Raw genomic sequence first — 18,254 nt, 5'->3', positions numbered from 1 at the left:
GCGCATGCAACTATTTGGTGGCATGGTTGTCGACAGGCAGTTGAAAGTTTGACCATCGAGGAGGACCACCATGACGACCGCCACCACCACCTTCCCCGGCCTGACCACCGGCACCTGGGCCATCGATCCCGTCCACTCGAACGTGGGCTTCACCGTCCGGCACCTCGTCGTCAGCAAGGTTCGCGGCACCTTCGAGAACTTCTCCGGCGCCATCACCGTCGCCGAGGACGGCACCGCATCGGTGAACGCCGAGATCGACGTCAAGTCGATCAACACCAAGAACGCCGACCGCGACGCGCACGTCCGCTCCGCCGACTTCTTCGACGCCGAGCAGTTCCCCGTCGCCACCTTCACCTCGACCGACGTGCGTGCCGACGGTGATAACTACATCGTCACGGGCGACTTCACGCTCCACGGCGTCACCCGCCCGGTCGACCTGAAGCTCGAGTTCAACGGCGTCAACCCCGGCATGGGCCAGGGCCCGGTCGCCGGCTTCGAGGCCACCACCGTCATCAACCGCAAGGATTTCGGCATCAGCATCGAAATGCCGCTCGAAGGCGGCGGAGCCGTCGTCGGCGACAAGATCACCATCACCCTCGAGATCGAGGCCGGCCTGCAGGCCTGACCCCTCTCGCACAGACAGCGCCCCTGCTCCGGCAGGGGCGCTGCCGCGTTCCACCCGCTCTACCGGTCCGGATCGTGCTCGAGAGCACGCGCCGGAGATTCCGACGCGCCCCGCGCCGCCGCTACTCTGGACCCGTGAAGAAGTACATCCCGGCGTTGGCGATCGACGTCGTTCTCGTCGTCGTATTCGCCGTGCTCGGTCGTTCCAGTCACGACGAAGTGCTCGATCTCGTGGGGCTCGCAGGAACGGCGTGGCCGTTCCTCGGCGGACTCACCGTCGGATGGTTCTTCACCGCGTGGCTCTACCGCGACAAGTTCGACGCCTTCGCGGCCGTTCCCACCGGACTGCTCGTGTGGGTGAGCACCCTCGTCGTGGGGATGCTGCTACGGGCCGTCACCGGTCAGGGCACCGCAACCGCCTTCATCATCGTCGCGACGATCTTCTTGGGCCTGTTCCTGGTGGGCTGGCGCGTGGTCGTCGGACTGCTCCAGCACCGCAAGGTCGACGCTCACTGACCTCGCCGAGGTCGACCAGTACCGACCCTCCGGTCGCAGCTCTCGCACTCGCACGCGAAGTGTGATCTGCGACCGCGGGATACGCGAATTTTTCGCGCTCGCGCCCCGTGCGGTGGAACAGTGGAGATCATGTCCACGCTGGAACCACCTACTCTGACCGGGTCGCGATCCGACCATCGGTTCTTCGGTCAGCCACTACCCCTGGCCAACCTGTTCGGTGTCGAGATGTGGGAGCGATTCTCCTTCTACGGCATGCAGGGCATCCTGATCTACTACCTGTACTACTCGGCATCCGAGGGCGGGCTGGGGATCAGCCAGGGGGCTGCGACCTCCATCGTCGGCGCCTACGGCGGCACGGTCTACCTGTCGACGATTCTCGGGGCGTGGATCGCCGACCGGCTGCTGGGTTCCGAACGGACCCTGTTCTACAGCGCCGTGCTCATCATGTTCGGCCACATCGCGCTCGCGGTGCTGCCCGGTTTCGTCGGGGTGGGTATCGGCCTGGTGCTGGTCGCGTTCGGTAGCGGTGGTCTGAAGGCCACGGCGACGTCGATCGTCGGCGATCTCTACGACGAGCAGGACCCGCGACGCGACGCCGGTTTCTCCATCTTCTACATGGGCGTGAACATCGGCGCGCTCGTCGGCCCGCTGCTCACCGGCTTCCTACAGACGCGTTACGGCTTCCACTGGGGCTTCGGTCTCGCCGCGGTCGGCATGTTCCTCGGCCTGCTGCAGTACACGATCTACCGCAAGCATCTCGGCGACATCGGCAAGGTGCCACCCCATCCGCTTCCCGCCGAGACGCGCACGAAAGCCGCCGGGATCGGTCTGGTCGCCGTGGTCCTCATCGCGGTCGCCGCGCTGACCGGCCTCGTCACGACGAGCAACATGTCCGACATCGTCGTCGCCCTGACCATCATCGCGACGATCACCTACTTCGTCCTCATGCTGTCGAGCAAGCAGATCACGCCGGTCGAGCGCAGCCGGGTGCTGTCGTTCATCCCGATGTTCATCGCGAGCGCGGTGTTCTGGTCGCTCTTCCAGCAACAGTTCACGATGGTCGCCGTCTACGCCGACACACGCCTGGACCGTAATCTGTTCGGGTGGGAGTTCCCGCCGTCCTGGGTGCAGTCGATCAACCCGGTCTTCATCATCCTGTTCGCGGGTGTCTTCGCCGCCGTGTGGACCAAACTCGGACCGCGTCAGCCCTCGTCGCCCATCAAGTTCGCCGCAGGCACGATCATCATGGGCATCGCCTTCCTGTGCTTCATCCCCATGGCCGGTGGCGGCCCCAACAGCGCTCCGCTGCTCGGACTGGTCTTCATCCTGCTGCTGTTCACCTTCGCCGAGCTGTTCCTGTCCCCCGTCGGACTGTCGCTGTCGACGAAGCTCGCGCCGAAGAACTTCCACACGCAGATGGTCGCGTTGTTCTACCTGTCCGTCGCATGCGGTACGGCCATGGCCGGCACCCTCGCGGGGTTCTACGACGAGAACAACGAGGTGCCGTACTACCTGTGGATCGGCGGAGCGTCGATCGCAGTGGGCATCGTGCTGGCCCTCTTCGCGCCGCACATCAAGAAGCTCATGCACGGCGTGCAGTAGCACCACTGCACAGGACGCTGCTCAGCGGAGAGCGAGCCATACCGCCAACCCGAACCCTGCGAGCGCGACACCCACGCGCAGCAGGTTCGGGGGTATGCGCCGCACGAGCGGCGGACCGCAGTAGCCACCCGCGAACGCGCCGACGGCCATGGCGGCCGCCGCACCCCAGTGCACGGGTCCGAAGACTGCGAACCCGATCGCCGCGACCAGGTTGGCGACGCCGAGCAGGTAGCTCTTGAGGATGCTCGCGCGCCAAATCTGCTCGGACGTGCAGATAAGCACCAGCGCGTAGAAGACGACGCCGGCGCCGGCACCGAAGTATCCGCCGTAGACCGCGACGACGAAGACCGCCACGGAGAACACCCGCGGCAGGTCGCGACCGCCGGCCAGGGTGCGGATGCGTGGTTGGAGCAGCAGCGCGAGAGCGGCGAGCGCGACGAAACCCGGAACGATCGCCTCGAACGAGTCGGGCGGCGCGACGAGCAGGACAGCCGCGCCGACCACGCCGCCGAGCGCGGCGTAGAGCGTCCACCACCACACGCGGGGGCCGGTGTTGGTGACGTTCGCCGCGACCGGCGGGAGGCCGACGGCGAGCAACGCCGGATACGAGACGATCGACGCCAGGCCGGTGACGAACCCGACGACACCCGCGAAGAATCCGGCAACCACGAGCAGTGCCAGGTCGAGGACGGTCACGGTCGCTCAACGTACCTGTACGCCGCGGACCGGCCTCCGGCGGATCAGCGCACCATGGACCGGCCTCCGGCCGATCAGCGCACCATGGACCGGCCTCCGGCCGATCACTCCCCGAGCAGGGGTTCTCCGAGCTTGCGCAGGAAGGTGTCGGCCATCTTGATCGCGCGGTCGCCGCCGTCGGCATCGGCGACGAAGACCGCGAAGGCCAGGTCGCCGCCGGTGTAGCCGAAGAACCAGCGGTCCTCACCGCTCGCCGCGGCGATACCCGCGAGACCGGCGTGTCCGCGGAGGAAGGACGCCGGACCGTTCTGCACGTTGTCGATCATCATGCCGCGCAGGGCGTCGATCACAGAACCGGGCAGCGCCTCGGGGGCGTCGTGGACGACCGTCTCCTGGCCCTGCACGATCGTCGGGGCAGCGACGCTGCCCCGTGCGACCGAGGCGGCCAGCACCGCGGCGCCGAGCGGCGTGATCAGGTTCTCGTCGGAATCCGATCCGGCGAACTGGACAACTCCGGAGCGGTTGTGCCCGATCTGCGAGGTCTCGAACTCGAAGCCCGGCACGTCGTAGTCGACGCCGAGGCCGAGGCGACGGGCGGTCGAGGCGACGTCATCGGATCCCACGTCGTTCGGATCGACGCCGTGCTCGAGGCCGGCCGCGAGCCGGACCGGATCGAGAACGCCGCCGGCCGGGTAGAGACCGTGGGTGATGACGGGACCGAGTTCCATGGCCCAGTTGTTGACGTCGGCGGCGAGGATGCCACCGGTCGAGGGCTGGATGGCGACCACCGCGGCCGGGGTACCTGCGGTGACGACCGCTTCCTTCGCGGCGAGCTGCACCTGGGAGTCGACGGTCGCCTGCAGGTCCGGAGGCGGCGGGCCCTGGAAGCCCGCCACCTGGATCGGGCCCTCCTCGGGATCCTCGAGGGTGACCGCCCAGCCTGCCGTCCGGTCGCGTTCGAGCTGCCAGGCCGAGCGCAGCGAGTCGAGCAGCGGCGTGGAGATCCGCCGATCGGCGCTGATCAGGGTGGGTGTCGTGAGCACCTCGACCCCGGGGATCGACACGATGCCGCCCTCGAGGAACTGGTAGTCCTGGTCGCGGAGCTTGACCGCGGTGATCCGGTTTCCGGGGTTCTCCGCCATCCGCTCCTGCATCAGCTGGGCGGTGATGACGGGTGCGACCGGCTCGAGAACCGCCGCGAGACGAGTGGTGGTGTCGACGGGGTCGGGCATCGCCGCCGGGTCGAGCACCACGGCGTTGATGGTCTGTTCCTCCATGAGGAGGCGGCCCGTGCGGTCGAAGATCTTCGGCGGCGCGGCGTCGGTGCGCACGTGGTGGACGGTGCGTCCGCCGGACAGGTCGGGGACGACGACCTCCGGGTCCCAGGACACACGCCAGCCGACGGCGAGCTTCCGCACCGAACCGGTGACCTGATACGACCAGTCCTTGCCCTCACCGAAATTCCAGCCGGCGGAGAGCGTGAAGTATCCCGAGTCGTCGTTGAGTTCGACCAGCTGGGTGACGTCGTAGTCGACGGTGCCGTCGGACAGACCGTCGTACATCTGCGAGATCGTTTCCTCCGCCGCGTTCGGGTAGGAGGTCAGGGCCGCCGCTGCGCCCGCATCACGATCGTCGAGGGCGGCAACGAAGTCGTCGACGAGGCGTTGCGCCTCGCTTCGAGAATCCGAGAACACAACCGTCGTCAGAGCGACGACAGCCACGACGAGGCACACGGCCAGCGCGACGATGCGCCCCCGCTTCCCCCGCCAATCACGAAATCTCATATGTAACAACCTTCACTTCAGTCACACGAGATGCCAGCACGCGTTGTGCACGAACACATCACAATTGCGCCACGCGTCCTACCCCCTCAGCCATCGACCCGCCGCCTCGACGGCAGGGGCGGAGCCGTCCGCCCCCGACACGAACACCGCAAAGGCAAGATTATCCTGTGATCCGATAAACCAGCCGTGCGCCCCGACGTTGTCACCGTACTCCGCCGTCCCCGTCTTCCCCGTCAGATCGGGAATGTCGCGCAACGTGCCGGCTGTACCCTCGATCACAGTCTCGCGCATCATCTCTCGCAGTGCCGTCAGCACGTTCTCGGGCATCGGTTCGGCCTCCCGATCCGCGGTCGCCGGCTGCCCCTCCACGATCGTCGGAACCGGCGTGCGGCCGTTCGCCGCCGAGGCTGCGACCAGCGCCATCCCGAAAGGCGACGCCGTCACCCGACCCTGTCCGATCGCTGCCTCCACGCGGGCAGCATCGGTGTCTGCGACCGGCACGTTACCCGTGACCGTGACGAGACCGGGCGTGACGTAATCGATGCCGAGACCGAAGCGTTCCGCGGTGGCGCGCAGGGCGTCGGGCGGCAGGTCCAGAGCGAGCTGCCCCATGGTCGTATTGCACGAGAACGCGAACGCGGTGTGCAGCGGCACGGGGCCGAGATCGAAGTTCTCGTCGTTCGGGATCGTTCGTGAGCCGACCGAGGCGACGCCCGGGCACGGCAGCACGGTGTCGGGTTCGGCGAGCCCGGCATCGAGCGCCGCCGCCGTCGTCACCACCTTGAACGTCGACCCCGGCGGATAGAGGCCGGTCGCGGCGATCGGCCCCTCGGCGTCGGCCGCGTCGTTCTGGGCCATCGTGCGGATCGCGCCCGTCGAGGGTTCGATCCCGACGATCACCGCGGGCGTGTCGAAACCCGCGAGGACCTCCTCGGCCCGTCGCTGCAGGTCGAGGTCGATCGTGCTGGTCAGGTCGGGTGCCTCCGGTCCGGCTTCGCCGGCGACCTGGCTCGTCGTGCCGTCCGCCGCGACCCGCCGGATCACCCAGCCGGCCGAGGCGTCCTGCCCCTCCTGCCACAGTTCGGCGAGGCCGGACCACACGGGCGAGGCGAGGTCGCGCTCGGTGGTGAGCAGACGGGTCTGCGGCACGAGCGTCACGCCGGGCAGCGCGGCGAGACGATCCTCGATCGGTGCGAGGTCCTCCTCACGCAGTGTGATCACTCCCGCAGCGCCGCCGGCGGCCACCGCGACCTGCTCGGCGAGACTCTCCGCCGTGATCGTCGGGACGACCGTGGCCAGCACGGGAGCGACCGCGGCGGGATCGGCGGTGGCATCCAGGTTCACGACGGTGACGACCTGCTCCCCCATGAGCGGCCGCCCGGCCCGGTCGAAGATCGTCGGCGGGGCGCCGACGGTGGTCAGATACTCCAGCGACGCGCCGCCCGCCAGTTCCGGTGACAGCACCGTGGGGTCCCAGCGGACCCGCCACGCGTCGGCCTCGGGGTCCTCCGTCGCGCTGCCGGTGGTGCGGTACGACCAGTCGCGGCCCTCCCCGAAGCTCCACGTCACGTCGAGGTCGAAGGTGTCGCCGTCGCCCGTCCCCGCGACACTCACGGTCGGGTCGTCGTGGCCGAGGCCGGCGAAGAGGACATCGATCGCGGACTCCGCGGCTACCGGATCGGTGGTCAGCGCTGCCGCTCCGGAGACGTCGCCGGCGTCGAGAGCGGCAGCGAACTCCTCCGCGATCGTCTCGGGCTGATCGGGGCCGAGGGCACACGCCGACAGCGACAGCACCGTGACTGTCGCGACTCCCATACCGATCAGTCGGATCCACACGGTCCCGATCATGCCTGCACTTTCGAGCCCGTGCCTGTTATCGCAGGTAGGAGTCGGGGTGAAATATTCGGTTGCATCCCGGACGGTGCGGGCTCACCATGGTGTTCGCATCCCGTACCCGTCGATCGGAGAAGTCCGTTGCTCCTGTGAGAGGTCCCGTCCCCCGCGCACTCGCGCAATCGACCCTCACCCTTCGGGAGCCATCATGTCTTCATCCGGTATCACGCTGTCCGCACTCTCCTACGCCCATCCGGACGGCACCGTCGCCGTGCAGGATCTCGACGCCGTCGTCCCGGCGGGGCGGATCGGCCTGGTGGGACGCAACGGAAGCGGGAAGACCACCCTGCTCCGGTTGATCGCGGGTGAACTCCGCCCGACCTCCGGTTCGTCGACGGTGCGGGGACGGGTCGCCTACCTCCCTCAGGACGTGACCCTCGATCCGACGGTGCCGGTCGATTCCGTCCTCGGCATCGGAGATATCCGAAAGTCCCTGCGCCGCATCGAATCAGGATCGTTCGACGATCGGGACTTCGAGGTCGTAGCCGATCGGTGGGACATCGAGGACCGCGCTCTTGCGCTCATGCATCGCGTCGGCCTCGACCGGATCCTGCACGACGTCGGGGATTTCGACCGCACCGTCGGTCAGCTCTCCGGCGGGGAGACGGTGCTGCTCGCCTTCACCGCACGCCTGCTCGACGAGCCGGACGCGCTGTTGCTCGACGAGCCGACGAACAATCTCGACGCCGACGGACGTGCGCGCCTGCAGGATGCGCTCGACCGGTTCCCCGGCACGGTGCTCGTCGCCGGGCACGACCGGGAACTGCTCGACCGCATGGACTCGATCGCCGAACTGCGCAACGGGGCTCTGCGCCTGTTCGGCGGCGGATTCGGCGAGTACGAACGGATCGTCGCGGAGGAGCAGGAGGCGGCACGGGCCGCAGTGCGGGACGCCCGTAACGACGTGCGGCGCCAGGCACGCGAATTGGCGGCGGCGCACGTCACGCTCGCCCGGCGGCAACGCTACGGGCAGAAGATGTACGAGCAGAAGCGCGAACCCAAGATCGTCATGGGCGCGCGCAAACGGCAGGCGCAGGAATCCGCCGGGCGATTCCGCCGTGAGCACGAGGAGGATCTGACCACTGCACGGGAGAACCTCGATCGCGCGAAGGACGCCGTGCGCGACGATCCGGAGATCCGCATCGACCTGCCCGGAACCGCGGTTCCACCCGGCCGGCGTGTGGCGGACGCACCGCTCGAGATCGTCGGGCCGGAACGGATCGCGCTGCGCGGCCCCAACGGGTCGGGGAAGACGACCCTGCTGCACCGCATCGTCGAGGCGGAACCCCACGTTCCCTTCGCGTTGCTCCCGCAGCGGCTCGACATCTTCGACGACGATCGTTCGGTCGCGGAGAACGCCGAGGATCGTGCGCCGCACCTGACTCCGCAGCAGGTGCGGGCACGTCTGGCGCGCTTCCTGTTCCGCGGCCGGCACGCCGAGGTCGCCGTGGGGGCACTGTCGGGTGGGGAACGACTGCGGGCCGCGCTCGCGATCGTGCTCGCGGCCGATCCCGCTCCGCAGTTGTTGCTGCTGGACGAGCCCACCAACAACCTCGACCTGGCCGGTCTCGCGCACTTGACCCAGGCCCTGCGTGCCTACAGCGGTGCGCTCGTGGTGGTCTCGCACGACGAACGATTCCTGGAGGAGGTGGAGGTGGATCGGTCGGTCGAGCTCGGGCGGTGAGCCGTTCGGCGATACTGCTGGGATGAGCCACGCGACGAATCCCGCCGACGGCACCCGGATCCGGTTCACCACGGCAGGTCCCGAGGGGGCACCGGTCGTGCTGCTGGTCCACGGCAGTGCCCTGTCGTCGGCGGTGTGGCGGGCCTTCGGCTACGTGAAGGCACTCAGCGGGGATTTCCGGCTGGTCATGCCCGACCTGCGTGGGCACGGCCGCAGCGACACCCCTCACGACGAGGACGCCTACGCGATGGACGCGATCGTCGGGGACCTGCTGGCCGTCCTGGATGCGGCCGGGGTCGACCGGGTGCACTACGTCGGCTATTCGTTCGGCGCCCGTGCGGGAGTCGCGCTCGCCGTCGACGCTCCGGACAGACTGTCGAGTCTGACGCTGCTCGGCGGGAGCGCACGCCCCCAGGCGGGATCGATGGACGCGATGTTCTTCCCCGGCACCGTCGACGTGCTCGAGCGCGAGGGCATGGACGGTTTCGTCCGTGCCTGGGAGGAGCGGCGTCGCACGCCGGTCGATCCCGCGACGCGCTCGGCCTTCCTGAAGAACGACGCGCAGGCTCTCGCCGCCTATTTCCGCCGGTCGGATCGGGAACCGGGGATCGACGACGAGATGCTCGCCGACATCGACGTGCCCGTACTCGCCGTCGTCGGGTCGGACGATCGCCTGCGCGTGGAGGACACCCGCGCGTTGTCGCGCACCGTCCCCGGTGCGCGACTCGCGATCCTGCGCGGGGTGGACCATGCCGAGACGGTCTCGGCCGCGCTGCCTGCGGTCGAGACCTTTCTCTCGGCACGCGCCGGTCGGAAACCGACCGACACGCTCTGATGCTCAGGCCGGGCGCTCAGGCCGGGACGACGACCTGTTCCCGCGGTGTCATCGCCGGCACCGGCCGGGACTGCTGCGCCCTCCGGTGCGGTGCGACCGCGGCCTTCTCCTGCGCAACACGGGCCACCGCCTGCTGCCGGCCGGCTCCGGATGCCTCCGCGAGCAGCGCCGACACCGACCGCTTCATGACCTCGACGGCTTCGGGCACCGGCAAACGCAGTACGTCCCGCAGCGACACCCAGGTGGGCCAGGTCGTCGACACACCCAGCAGGTTCTCGATGTGGGTGCGGACGGTGCCGTCGACGCCCTCGAACTGGTCGGAGAACAACGCCCCGATCTCGTATCGCGCCCGGTCGAGATAACGCACGCGGTTGCGCTGCAACTCGCGCGAGAACGGCACCCGGATCTCGGACGACCGTGCGAACGGCGCGATGTATTCGAGCATCTCCGCCCGCTGCCTGCAGTAGGCGTCGATCCGCTCCTCGAGCGGCAGCGACGGATCGATCGGCTCGTAGGCGTCGACCTGGCGCCGCATCAGCTCGGCGCCGGTGACGGCGAACAATGTCTCGAGGTCGCCGAAGTGTCCCCACAACGATCGCAGGGACACCCCGGCCCGCGAGGCGATCTGCGCCCCTGTGGGTTTGAGCTCTCCCGCCCTGATGAGCGCGATATGAGCCTCTATGACGGCCTGCCGGGTGCGCTCTGCGCGAGCGCTCCTGCCGTCCGTCGTGACCGACGGCTTTTCGCCGTCCCTTCGTTCCGCGTACATCGCTCCCCCGATTTCCGCTCGGACTCCCCTCCGGACCGGTCGCTCCCCTCGTCGGCGACCGGCATAACTTTTCTCATGGCGAACAATAGTCGACACAGTGGGGGAATTGTCATCCCCCCTCCGAAAATTGTCCTTTTTGCTAATTTCGAGCGGTCGTATTCAGGGCTTACTGTGCGAGCAATCCCTTCGCGATATGTGTTACTTGAATTTCGTTACTACCGGCGTAGATCATCAACGATTTCGCATCACGCGCGAGTTGTTCGACGCGATATTCGGCCATGTATCCGTTTCCTCCGAAGAGCTGCACGGCCTCCATCGCCACCTCGGTCGCAGCCCGCGACGAGTACAGCTTCATCGCCGACGCCTCCGACAGGCTCACCGGCTTCCCCGCCTGCGTGCGTTCGATCGCGCTGAAGACCATGTTGCGGACGTTCACCCGCGCGATCTCCATCTCGGCGAGCTTGAGCTGGATCAACTGGAACTGTGCGATCTCCTTGCCCCACAGCTTCCGCGACTTCGCGTACTCGGTGCACAGCTTCAGACACTGCTCGATGATGCCCAGGGCCAGATAGGCGATGCCGATACGTTCGGTGGCGAAGGATTCGCGCGCGCTGTCCTTGCCGTCGCTGCGACCGCCGTCCTCGGTCTCACCCAGCAGCCGGTCGCGGGTCAGGCGCACGTTGTCGAAGAACAGCTCGCCCGTCGGCGAGGAGTTCATGCCCATCTTCTTGAAGGGCGGGCTCTGGGTGAGCCCTTCCATGCCCTTGTCCAGCACGAATGCGAGCACCTTGCGGTCGCGGCGATCCACCGAGGAGTCGCCCTCGTCGAGCTTCGCGTACACGATGATCACGTCGGCGTACGGACCGTTGGTGATGAAGGTCTTCTGGCCGTTGAGGACGTAGTCCTCCCCGTCGCGGCGCACCGTCGTCTTCATCCCGCCGAAGGCGTCCGAACCCGAATCGGGTTCGGTGATCGCCCACGCTCCGACCTTCTCGAAGGTCACCAACTCGGGCAGCCATCGCTTCTTCTGCGCGAGGGTGCCGCGGCTGCGGATCGTGCCCGCGGTCAGGCCCAGGCTGACGCCCAGCGAGGCGATGAGCCCGAGGCTCACCCCGGCGATCTCGATGTTGAGCAACGCCGCCATCCCCGGCGACCCGCCGGTACCACCGGACGACCCCGAAGGCTTCTCTCCGCGTTCCTCTTTCGCGAGGGCGCGTTCGAGCGACTCACGGGCCATCTCGTCGATGCCGAAAGTCGCGTACAACTTCCGGATGATGTCGTACGGCGGCAGTTCTCCCGATTCGAGACTGTCGACGTGCGGGCGGATTTCCTTCTCGATGAAACCGCGAAGCGCATCGCGGAACATGAGGTCTGTGTCGGACCACTCGTACATGGCGCAAATATAGAACGGGTTTCACTTTTTGCCCAGGCTCCCGTCCCGCCGAGCTCTCGAAAACGCTCCGCCTCCCCCGATGCCGGTACTAGCCTTCGCCGCAGAGCACTCCGTCGGTGGGAGGGACATCGGAGATGGTCGATACGAGTGGGTTCGCCGGCACGGACGTCCTCGCCCTGCACATGGGCGACGGCCTGATCGCCGACCGCGCGTCCGCGTGGTTCTTCGTCATCGCCGTGATCGGGGTCAGCATCGCCGCCTGGTACGCACGCAGCGACCTGAGCAAGAGGTCGGTGCCCACTGCGGCGGTGGTCTGCGCCCTGTTGTTCGCCCTGCAGGTGGTCGACGTTCCGGTGCTGCCGGACGTGAGCGGCCACGTCGTGGGCGGCGCGCTCGCGGCGATCCTGCTCGGCCCGTTCGTGGGTGCGGTCGCATTGACGATCGTCCTCGTGGTGCAGGCCTTCGTCTTCGCCGACGGCGGCCTGTCGGCACTGGGCGCCAACGTCACGAACATGGTGCTCGTCGCCATCGCCGCCGGTTTCCTCGCCGCGACGGCGCTGCGCGCACTGTGCGAACACCACGGGGTGCGGCGGTTCGTCATGCTCGGTCTGGTCTCGTTCGTCGCAGGGTTCGTCTCGGTCCTCGCGGCGGTGACGGGTTTCGTCGTCGAGTACGCCCTCGGCGGCACCTTTGCGGTTCCGGTGTCGAACATCGGATTCCTCTACGCCACGCACATTCCCGTCGGGCTGGTCGAGGGTGTGGTGACGGCCGCCGTCGTGCTCGCCGTTGCGCGGATCTCCCCGGAATCCGTCCATCTCACCCGGCTTCCGGTCAATCCTCTCGACACGACCGCCTCGCCGCCCCCGCCTCCGCGTCCGCGCGCTCGCGGGACGCTGTTCATCGGCCTGGCGTTCACCTCGCTCGTCGTCGCGGGGATCCTCGCGCCGCTCGCCGTCGACACCCCCGGCGCTCTCGAGGTGGCCACCTCACGCGGCTGCGAGATCGACTCGCTCGCCGAGGATCTCACAGGCGACTGCATGGCACGGGACGTCGAGGAACATCGGCTCGCCGACAGCGCACTGGCCGACTACACCATCGACGACCGTCCCGGTTCGACGGGTGTGGCCGCGGTGCTGGGGACGCTCGGCACCTTCGTGTTGGCCAGCGTGTGTTTCCGCGCTCTCGTGCCGCGGCCGGCAATCTCCGCGACCACGGAGCGCCGCACACAGCAACGGAGCAACTCGGCAGGCTGAGTCCACAGGTCGACGCGGACCCCGGGTCAGCGGGGGAGATGCGTCTCGATGACCGCTGCAGCCATGTCGCGGCCGAGCCGGATCGGTTCGACGGAGTGCTCGAACTTGCTGCCGGACAAGGCACCGTCGTAGATCAGTTGCACGCGCCCGGCCACCACCTCGGATTCGGTCACCCCGGCGAGATTCAGCAGGTCGACGAGCGTCGAATTCAGCCATTCCCGGTGCGCGAGCACCGGTTCGAGAGGCTCCTGGGGGAATTCCGTCGCGGCGTTGGCGTACTGGCATCCCCGGAAGTTCTTCTTCGGCGCCGACTGCATCGCGAGATCGAAGAAGGTGAGGATCTTCGCGATCGGATCGTCGAGCGGTTCGGCGGCGGCGTGCCACCGCTGCCGGTCGCGCTGGTCGAGATCCTCCAGATAGGCGAGCACCAGTGCATCCTTCGACCCGTACGACGAGTAGAGGCTCGCGCGGGCGACGCCGGCCTCGGCGAGGATGCGGTCGATGCCCACCGCACGGATGCCGTGCTCGGCGAAGAGCGTGCTCGCGGTGTCGAGCAGACGTGTGGAGGGTGAGGGCTTGGACGGCGATCGCTCGGCTCTCCCCTTCGGACCGGCCGTGCCCTTCGGAGTGCCGATCGATTCACTCTCGACGAACGTACGCACGTACCCAGAGTAACGGACAGGGCGCGATAGACAGACCGTTCTATTCACAGTACGGTGGAGCACGTGACACACAGCCTTCTGACTCGCCGCCTGCACGTGGATCTCGTGCGGGTGTCGACTGCTGCGTGTTGTCGCTCCTCTCTCTGACCGGCCTCGTCTGCGTGCGCCGCATGCCGTAGTCGCCCCGTCCGAAGACGAAACGGCGCCCCGCCGTGCCCGGACCGGTCACAGTTCCAACCCGCTTTCCCGGAAGGTGACCCCATGTCGCTGTATCTCTACGAACTCGTCCCCACCGAGGGCCAGGCCGAAGCTGCCATCAAGGCCTTCGACGATGCTGTCGTCGCCGCCGGCGGCGAACTGATCGAATCGCAGGTCACCACTGGCGGCACGCGTGTCTTCGCGATCGCCGAGTTCGACGCCTGCCGCCCCGCCCAGCTCGAGTCGGCCTCCCTCGATGTCGCCGAGATCGTCGGCCCGAACGAGGTCCGTCTGGTCGGCGCCGAGCTCGACCAGATCAAGGCCACCCGCCCCGAGGCCGGTTACCTCGTCGAGTGGGACATCCCCGACACCATCGACATGGAGACCTACCTCGCGCGCAAGAAGGCGAATTCACCGAAGTACGCCGACGTCCCCGAGGTGAGCTTCCTGCGCACCTACGTCCGCGAGGACATGGACAAGTGCCTGTGCTTCTACAACGCCCCCGACGAGGCCGCCGTCGTGCGCGCCCGCGAGGTCGTCAGCACGCCCATCGACCGTCTCCACTCCCTCGAAGGATAAGCATCCGATGACCGCGGCCATTGACCGGACGAGCGAGGAACAGCGCGCGGCGATCGCAGAGTTCGTACGCGATCGCGCAGCTGCTCTCGATCGCGGAGAAACCGACATCCGCACCGACATCGCCCGTACAGGCGAGCTCGGCCTGCTCCGCAAGGGGCTGAGCGGGGAGTGTCTCTCCGAGATGGTCGCGGTCATCGACGAGGTCGCCGCCGAATCGCTCACCGTCGGCTTCTCGCTGTGGGCGCAGCGCATGGCGCTCGAATACATCGATCGCGCACCGCAGTTCCTGCGCGATCGTTACCGGGACGACCTCGCGTCCGGCCGCACGATCGGCGTCACCGCCATGGCCGCGGCGCTCAAGCATCTTGCCGGTCTCGGCGAGCTCCCCCTCGTCGCCGAACGAACCGACGACGGCATCACCGTCACCGGCCCGATCCACTGGGCGTCCAACGTCTTTCCCGACTCGGTGATCGTCTTCCCGGCCCGCACCGCCGACGGTGATCGCCTCGTCGCCGTCGTCCGCGCCGACGCCGAGGGCATCACCATCGCGGATTCACCCGAACTGCTCGCACTCGGCGCCACGTCGTCGACCTCGCTGAAGCTCGATGGTGTGCGGATTCCGCAGTCGCACATCCTCACCGAGGATCTCGCAAACTTCTGCGGTTCGATCCGGCCCACCTTCATGATGCTGCAGACCTCGTTCTGCGTCGGCATGGCACGCGCATCGCTCACTGAGGCCGTCGGCCGTCTGCACGGACTGGGCGAGCAGTTCACCGGTGAGTACGAAGAGCTTTCGGCGCAGTACGAGTCACTGCGCGAACGGCTGTACCGCTTCGCCACCGATCCCACCTCGATCGCTCCTGCGGAGTTCATCCGCCTGCGTCTCGACGGTTCGGTCGTCGCCGTCGCCGCGACCCGCCTCGAAGCGACACTGCGCGGCGGTGCCGGATACGCGACGGCCAGCGCCACCAACCGCCGATTCCGTGAGGCGGCCTTCCTGCCCATTCAATCGCCGTCGGAAGGACAGCTGCGGTGGGAACTGTCGCAGTACGAATAGCGAACGGATACAAGAGTTTCGCCGGTCGCCGTAGCCCGGTTCTCCAGGGGGTGGATCTGGATATCGCGGCCGGCGAGTTCCTCGTGGTGCTCGGCAGCAGCGGTAGCGGCAAGTCGACGCTGCTGCGGATCGTCGCGGGTCTCGATCACCTCGATCGCGGTTCCGTCGACTGGCCCGACACCGAGGGCGACAACCGTCCGCACACCGGGATGGTCTTCCAACAGCCCTTCCTGATGCCGTGGCTCACCGTGCGCGAGAACATCGCCTTCGGTGGACGGTTCGCCGCGCACCGCGAGCGGTTCGACACCGCCTACGCCGATTCGCTCCTCGAGCGTTTCGGCCTCTCCGCGCTCGCCGGCTACTACCCCGACCAGCTGTCCGGTGGTCAGGCCCAGCGCATCGCCGTCATCCGCGCCGTCGCGGTGCGTCCGCGACTGCTGCTGCTCGACGAACCGTTCAGCGCCCTCGACCCGGCCACCCGCTCCGATTTGCGGTCGTGGCTCGGCGAACTCGCGCGCGATCTCGGTTTCACGACGGTCCTCGTCACCCACGACATCGACGAGGCGCTCGAACTCGCCGACCGCATCGCACTGTTCGGGAGTTCGGGTGTGGTGCAGCAGGAATGGGCGCTCGGCGGCATGTCTGCGCTCGACCGCGACGCGCTGCGTCCGGCCATCCTGGCGCACTACCGCGATTCGTCGCTGTCCGCGACATGACCGATCCGGTTCTGTTCAGCCGTCGCACCCTCATGCGCGGTGCGCTCGGCCTCGCGGCAGCCGGGGGTATTGCCGGCACGATCGACCTCGCGCGCACCGCGACCACCGACCGCGCCAATCGCACGGGGCAACTGCGCATCGGCTACCTGCCGATCACCGACGCCGCGCCGCTGCTCGTCGCGCACGGGTCGAGCCTGTATCCCTCCGGCGTCGTCGATTCCGCGAAGCCGGTGCTCTTCCGCAGTTGGGCGTCGCTCGCCGAAGCCTTCATCAGCCGGCGCGTCGACGTCGTGCACCTGCTCATGCCCATGGCGGTCCAGTTGCGGTACAGCCTGGGTAGTTCCGTGCGGATCCTCGGCTGGAACCACACCAACGGCTCGGCGCTGACGGTCGCCCCGCACATCACCGACCTGAGCGATCTCGCAGGTCAGACGGTGGCGATCCCGTTCTGGTGGTCGATCCACAACATTGCTCTGCAACAGCTGTTGCGGGCGCACGGACTGACACCGGTCGTGCGGGAGGCGCCGTCGAAGTCCGCCCGTACCGTGGGCCTCGTCGTGATGGGTCCGTCCGACATGATCCCGGCCCTGGCGAACGGCTCGATCGCCGCGTTCACCGTCGCCGATCCGTTCAACGCCGCCGCGGAGGTCCGCGGGGTGGGGCGGATCCACCGTTTCCTCGGTGATGTGTGGCGCGACCACGCGTGCTGCGCCCTGCTCGTGCACGAGGACCTGATCGAACGCGACCCCGTCGCCGTACAGTCCCTCACCGACTCGGTGGTCTCCGCCCAGTTGCAGATCGGCGCCGACCGTCAGGCCGCGGCCGCGATGTTGTCCGCCGGATACCTTCCGCAGCCATTGCCCGCGATCACGAAGGCCCTCACCTATCCCGACCGCGAGGCCGGCACGATGCACCCGCAGTGGCAGCCGCAACGCATCGGGTACCAGCCGTTCCCCTTCCCGACCTTCACCGCGGCACTGATCGAGGCGATGCACGACACCGTCGTCGACGGCGACACACGGTTCCTCTCTCGTCTCGACCCTGCGACGGTGCACGACGACCTCGTCGACGACCGCTTCGTCCGCACATCCCTCACCCGCGTCGACGGCACCGATGCCTTCGGCCTTCCCGCCGATCTCACCCGCACAGAGGAGGTCGATCCTTCGTGAGCGCCCCGACCGGCACGGCGCCGGAGACGGCCCGCACCGTCCGGCAGCTGCCCCTCGTCCCCCAGGCCGTCGCCATCGTCATCGCGATCGCCTTGTGGTGGCTGGTGACGACGGTGCTCGTCGCGCCGGATTCGCTCGTGCGGGACTTCGCCCCGCAGTACGTCTTCCCGGCGATCGTCGACCTGTTCGCACGCGGCGTCCTGCTGCCCGACACGCTCGCGAGCCTGTGGCGGTTGCTGGTGGGTCTGCTGATCGCCGCGACGCTCGGCATCCCGCTCGGGTTGCTGATCGGACTCAACCCGTTGGTCGAGCGCGCGACGATGCCCATCATGCAGTTCCTGCGGATGATCTCGCCGCTGTCGTGGGCGCCGATCGCCGTGGCGTTGTTCGGCATCGGCCACCAGCCCGTATTCTTCCTCATCGCCGCCGCCGCGATCTGGCCGATCGTCATCAACACGGCGGCCGGTGTGCACGGCATCGACCAGGGCTATCTGATGGTGGCCCGCTCGTTCGGTGCGACGCGACTCGAACTGCTCACCACCGTCGTCCTGCCGGCCATCCGCGCGCAGGTGCAGACCGGTCTGCGGGTCGGTCTCGGTATCGCGTGGGTCGTGCTCGTCCCCGCCGAGATGCTCGGCGTGCGGTCCGGTCTCGGTTACCAGATCCTCAACGCCCGCGACCAGCTCGCCTACGACCAGGTCATGGCCGTGATCGTCGTGATCGGTTTCCTCGGGTTCTGGCTCGACTGGGCGGCGCGGCACCTGCTGCGCGAACGGCGGAGGCCGGTGAGCGTCGAGGAAGCCGACCGCCCGCTCTGACCTGCG

At 68.0% G+C, this 18,254-nt stretch carries 18 protein-coding genes; 12 read left to right on the top strand and 6 right to left on the bottom strand.

What is annotated here, in order from left to right; translation table 11 throughout:
• Window positions 1-70: 70 nt before the first annotated feature.
• From M3330_RS15075 to M3330_RS15065, 3 genes are all read left to right on the top strand, one after another.
• Entirely contained in the window at window positions 71-625 is a 555-nt protein-coding gene (locus M3330_RS15075) for a YceI family protein (RefSeq protein WP_039585015.1), read from the top strand.
• Between the two features lie 134 nt (window positions 626-759).
• Window positions 760-1,140 (top strand): DUF3054 domain-containing protein, encoded by a 381-nt coding sequence (locus M3330_RS15070; RefSeq protein WP_006552707.1) that lies wholly within the window; start codon window positions 760-762, stop codon window positions 1,138-1,140.
• Window positions 1,141-1,269: 129 nt separating this feature from the next.
• Window positions 1,270-2,742, top strand: a complete 1,473-nt coding sequence (locus M3330_RS15065; RefSeq protein ID WP_033096407.1) for a peptide MFS transporter — start codon at window positions 1,270-1,272, stop codon at window positions 2,740-2,742.
• 21 nt (window positions 2,743-2,763) lie between these two features.
• On the opposite strand, the gene M3330_RS15060 is transcribed toward M3330_RS15065, so the two are convergent.
• From M3330_RS15060 to M3330_RS15050, 3 genes are all read right to left on the bottom strand, one after another.
• A complete protein-coding gene (locus tag M3330_RS15060; protein WP_255025262.1) occupies window positions 2,764-3,438 on the bottom strand; it encodes a sulfite exporter TauE/SafE family protein in 675 nt (224 codons plus the stop codon).
• A gap of 104 nt (window positions 3,439-3,542) precedes the next feature.
• A complete protein-coding gene (locus M3330_RS15055) occupies window positions 3,543-5,222 on the bottom strand; it encodes an NTF2-like N-terminal transpeptidase domain-containing protein (protein WP_050993558.1) in 1,680 nt (559 codons plus the stop codon).
• A 78-nt stretch (window positions 5,223-5,300) separates the two neighbouring features.
• Window positions 5,301-7,070, bottom strand: coding sequence for a penicillin-binding transpeptidase domain-containing protein (locus M3330_RS15050; RefSeq protein WP_255025259.1), 1,770 nt, complete (start codon window positions 7,068-7,070; stop codon window positions 5,301-5,303).
• Window positions 7,071-7,263: 193 nt separating this feature from the next.
• On the opposite strand from M3330_RS15050, the gene M3330_RS15045 reads away from it, so the two are divergent.
• Entirely contained in the window at window positions 7,264-8,799 is a 1,536-nt protein-coding gene (locus tag M3330_RS15045; protein WP_039585018.1) for an ABC-F family ATP-binding cassette domain-containing protein, read from the top strand.
• Between the two features lie 22 nt (window positions 8,800-8,821).
• Window positions 8,822-9,634: an alpha/beta fold hydrolase gene (locus M3330_RS15040; RefSeq protein WP_255025258.1), complete on the top strand. Its 813-nt coding sequence runs from the start codon at window positions 8,822-8,824 to the stop codon at window positions 9,632-9,634.
• Window positions 9,635-9,650: 16 nt separating this feature from the next.
• Here M3330_RS15040 and M3330_RS15035 read toward each other — a convergent pair whose 3' ends face one another.
• Window positions 9,651-10,403, bottom strand: coding sequence for a TetR/AcrR family transcriptional regulator (locus M3330_RS15035; RefSeq protein WP_024102069.1), 753 nt, complete (start codon window positions 10,401-10,403; stop codon window positions 9,651-9,653).
• A gap of 166 nt (window positions 10,404-10,569) precedes the next feature.
• Entirely contained in the window at window positions 10,570-11,796 is a 1,227-nt protein-coding gene (locus tag M3330_RS15030) for an acyl-CoA dehydrogenase family protein (RefSeq protein ID WP_033096324.1), read from the bottom strand.
• A 134-nt stretch (window positions 11,797-11,930) separates the two neighbouring features.
• On the opposite strand from M3330_RS15030, the gene M3330_RS15025 reads away from it, so the two are divergent.
• The gene (locus tag M3330_RS15025; protein WP_255025257.1) at window positions 11,931-13,049 is read left to right on the top strand and encodes an energy-coupling factor ABC transporter permease; all 1,119 of its coding nucleotides are present in this window, start codon (window positions 11,931-11,933) and stop codon (window positions 13,047-13,049) included.
• Between the two features lie 26 nt (window positions 13,050-13,075).
• On the opposite strand, the gene M3330_RS15020 is transcribed toward M3330_RS15025, so the two are convergent.
• Window positions 13,076-13,606, bottom strand: coding sequence for a TetR/AcrR family transcriptional regulator (locus M3330_RS15020; RefSeq protein WP_232333447.1), 531 nt, complete (start codon window positions 13,604-13,606; stop codon window positions 13,076-13,078).
• A 159-nt stretch (window positions 13,607-13,765) separates the two neighbouring features.
• On the opposite strand from M3330_RS15020, the gene M3330_RS24495 reads away from it, so the two are divergent.
• The 6 genes from M3330_RS24495 to M3330_RS14995 all read left to right on the top strand — a co-directional run bounded on the left by M3330_RS24495 (window position 13,766) and on the right by M3330_RS14995 (window position 18,248).
• Window positions 13,766-13,858, top strand: coding sequence for a putative leader peptide (locus tag M3330_RS24495; RefSeq protein WP_363890111.1), 93 nt, complete (start codon window positions 13,766-13,768; stop codon window positions 13,856-13,858).
• A gap of 114 nt (window positions 13,859-13,972) precedes the next feature.
• Window positions 13,973-14,488, top strand: coding sequence for a DUF4242 domain-containing protein (locus M3330_RS15015; RefSeq protein WP_016694511.1), 516 nt, complete (start codon window positions 13,973-13,975; stop codon window positions 14,486-14,488).
• A 7-nt stretch (window positions 14,489-14,495) separates the two neighbouring features.
• Window positions 14,496-15,545, top strand: coding sequence for an acyl-CoA dehydrogenase family protein (locus tag M3330_RS15010; protein ID WP_006553696.1), 1,050 nt, complete (start codon window positions 14,496-14,498; stop codon window positions 15,543-15,545).
• Complete coding sequence (locus M3330_RS15005) at window positions 15,521-16,261, top strand: ABC transporter ATP-binding protein (protein ID WP_033096325.1); 741 nt, start codon at window positions 15,521-15,523, stop codon at window positions 16,259-16,261. The genes M3330_RS15010 and M3330_RS15005 overlap by 25 nt, the downstream gene beginning before the upstream one ends.
• The gene (locus M3330_RS15000; protein WP_255025251.1) at window positions 16,258-17,430 is read left to right on the top strand and encodes an ABC transporter substrate-binding protein; all 1,173 of its coding nucleotides are present in this window, start codon (window positions 16,258-16,260) and stop codon (window positions 17,428-17,430) included. The genes M3330_RS15005 and M3330_RS15000 overlap by 4 nt, the downstream gene beginning before the upstream one ends.
• The gene (locus M3330_RS14995) at window positions 17,427-18,248 is read left to right on the top strand and encodes an ABC transporter permease (protein ID WP_006553699.1); all 822 of its coding nucleotides are present in this window, start codon (window positions 17,427-17,429) and stop codon (window positions 18,246-18,248) included. The genes M3330_RS15000 and M3330_RS14995 overlap by 4 nt, the downstream gene beginning before the upstream one ends.
• Window positions 18,249-18,254: the final 6 nt, after the last annotated feature.

It is taken from the genome of Rhodococcus sp. GA1 (assembly GCF_024321955.1).
GTDB lineage: Bacteria > Actinomycetota > Actinomycetes > Mycobacteriales > Mycobacteriaceae > Rhodococcus > Rhodococcus pyridinivorans.
This window is presented reverse-complemented; position numbering and strand designations above follow the sequence as displayed.

What these genes read in the sequence shown, in the direction of transcription:
- M3330_RS15030 (WP_033096324.1), bottom strand. Translation starts at nt 11,796, where the DNA reads ATGTACGAGTGGTCCGACACAGACCTCATGTTCCGCGATGCGCTTCGC.
- M3330_RS15000 (WP_255025251.1), top strand. Translation starts at nt 16,258, where the DNA reads ATGACCGATCCGGTTCTGTTCAGCCGTCGCACCCTCATGCGCGGTGCG.
- M3330_RS15045 (WP_039585018.1), top strand. Translation starts at nt 7,264, where the DNA reads ATGTCTTCATCCGGTATCACGCTGTCCGCACTCTCCTACGCCCATCCG.
- M3330_RS15035 (WP_024102069.1), bottom strand. Translation starts at nt 10,403, where the DNA reads ATGTACGCGGAACGAAGGGACGGCGAAAAGCCGTCGGTCACGACGGAC.
- M3330_RS15055 (WP_050993558.1), bottom strand. Translation starts at nt 5,222, where the DNA reads ATGAGATTTCGTGATTGGCGGGGGAAGCGGGGGCGCATCGTCGCGCTG.
- M3330_RS15010 (WP_006553696.1), top strand. Translation starts at nt 14,496, where the DNA reads ATGACCGCGGCCATTGACCGGACGAGCGAGGAACAGCGCGCGGCGATC.
- M3330_RS15075 (WP_039585015.1), top strand. Translation starts at nt 71, where the DNA reads ATGACGACCGCCACCACCACCTTCCCCGGCCTGACCACCGGCACCTGG.
- M3330_RS15015 (WP_016694511.1), top strand. Translation starts at nt 13,973, where the DNA reads ATGTCGCTGTATCTCTACGAACTCGTCCCCACCGAGGGCCAGGCCGAA.
- M3330_RS15025 (WP_255025257.1), top strand. Translation starts at nt 11,931, where the DNA reads ATGGTCGATACGAGTGGGTTCGCCGGCACGGACGTCCTCGCCCTGCAC.
- M3330_RS15050 (WP_255025259.1), bottom strand. Translation starts at nt 7,070, where the DNA reads ATGATCGGGACCGTGTGGATCCGACTGATCGGTATGGGAGTCGCGACA.
- M3330_RS15040 (WP_255025258.1), top strand. Translation starts at nt 8,822, where the DNA reads ATGAGCCACGCGACGAATCCCGCCGACGGCACCCGGATCCGGTTCACC.
- M3330_RS15065 (WP_033096407.1), top strand. Translation starts at nt 1,270, where the DNA reads ATGTCCACGCTGGAACCACCTACTCTGACCGGGTCGCGATCCGACCAT.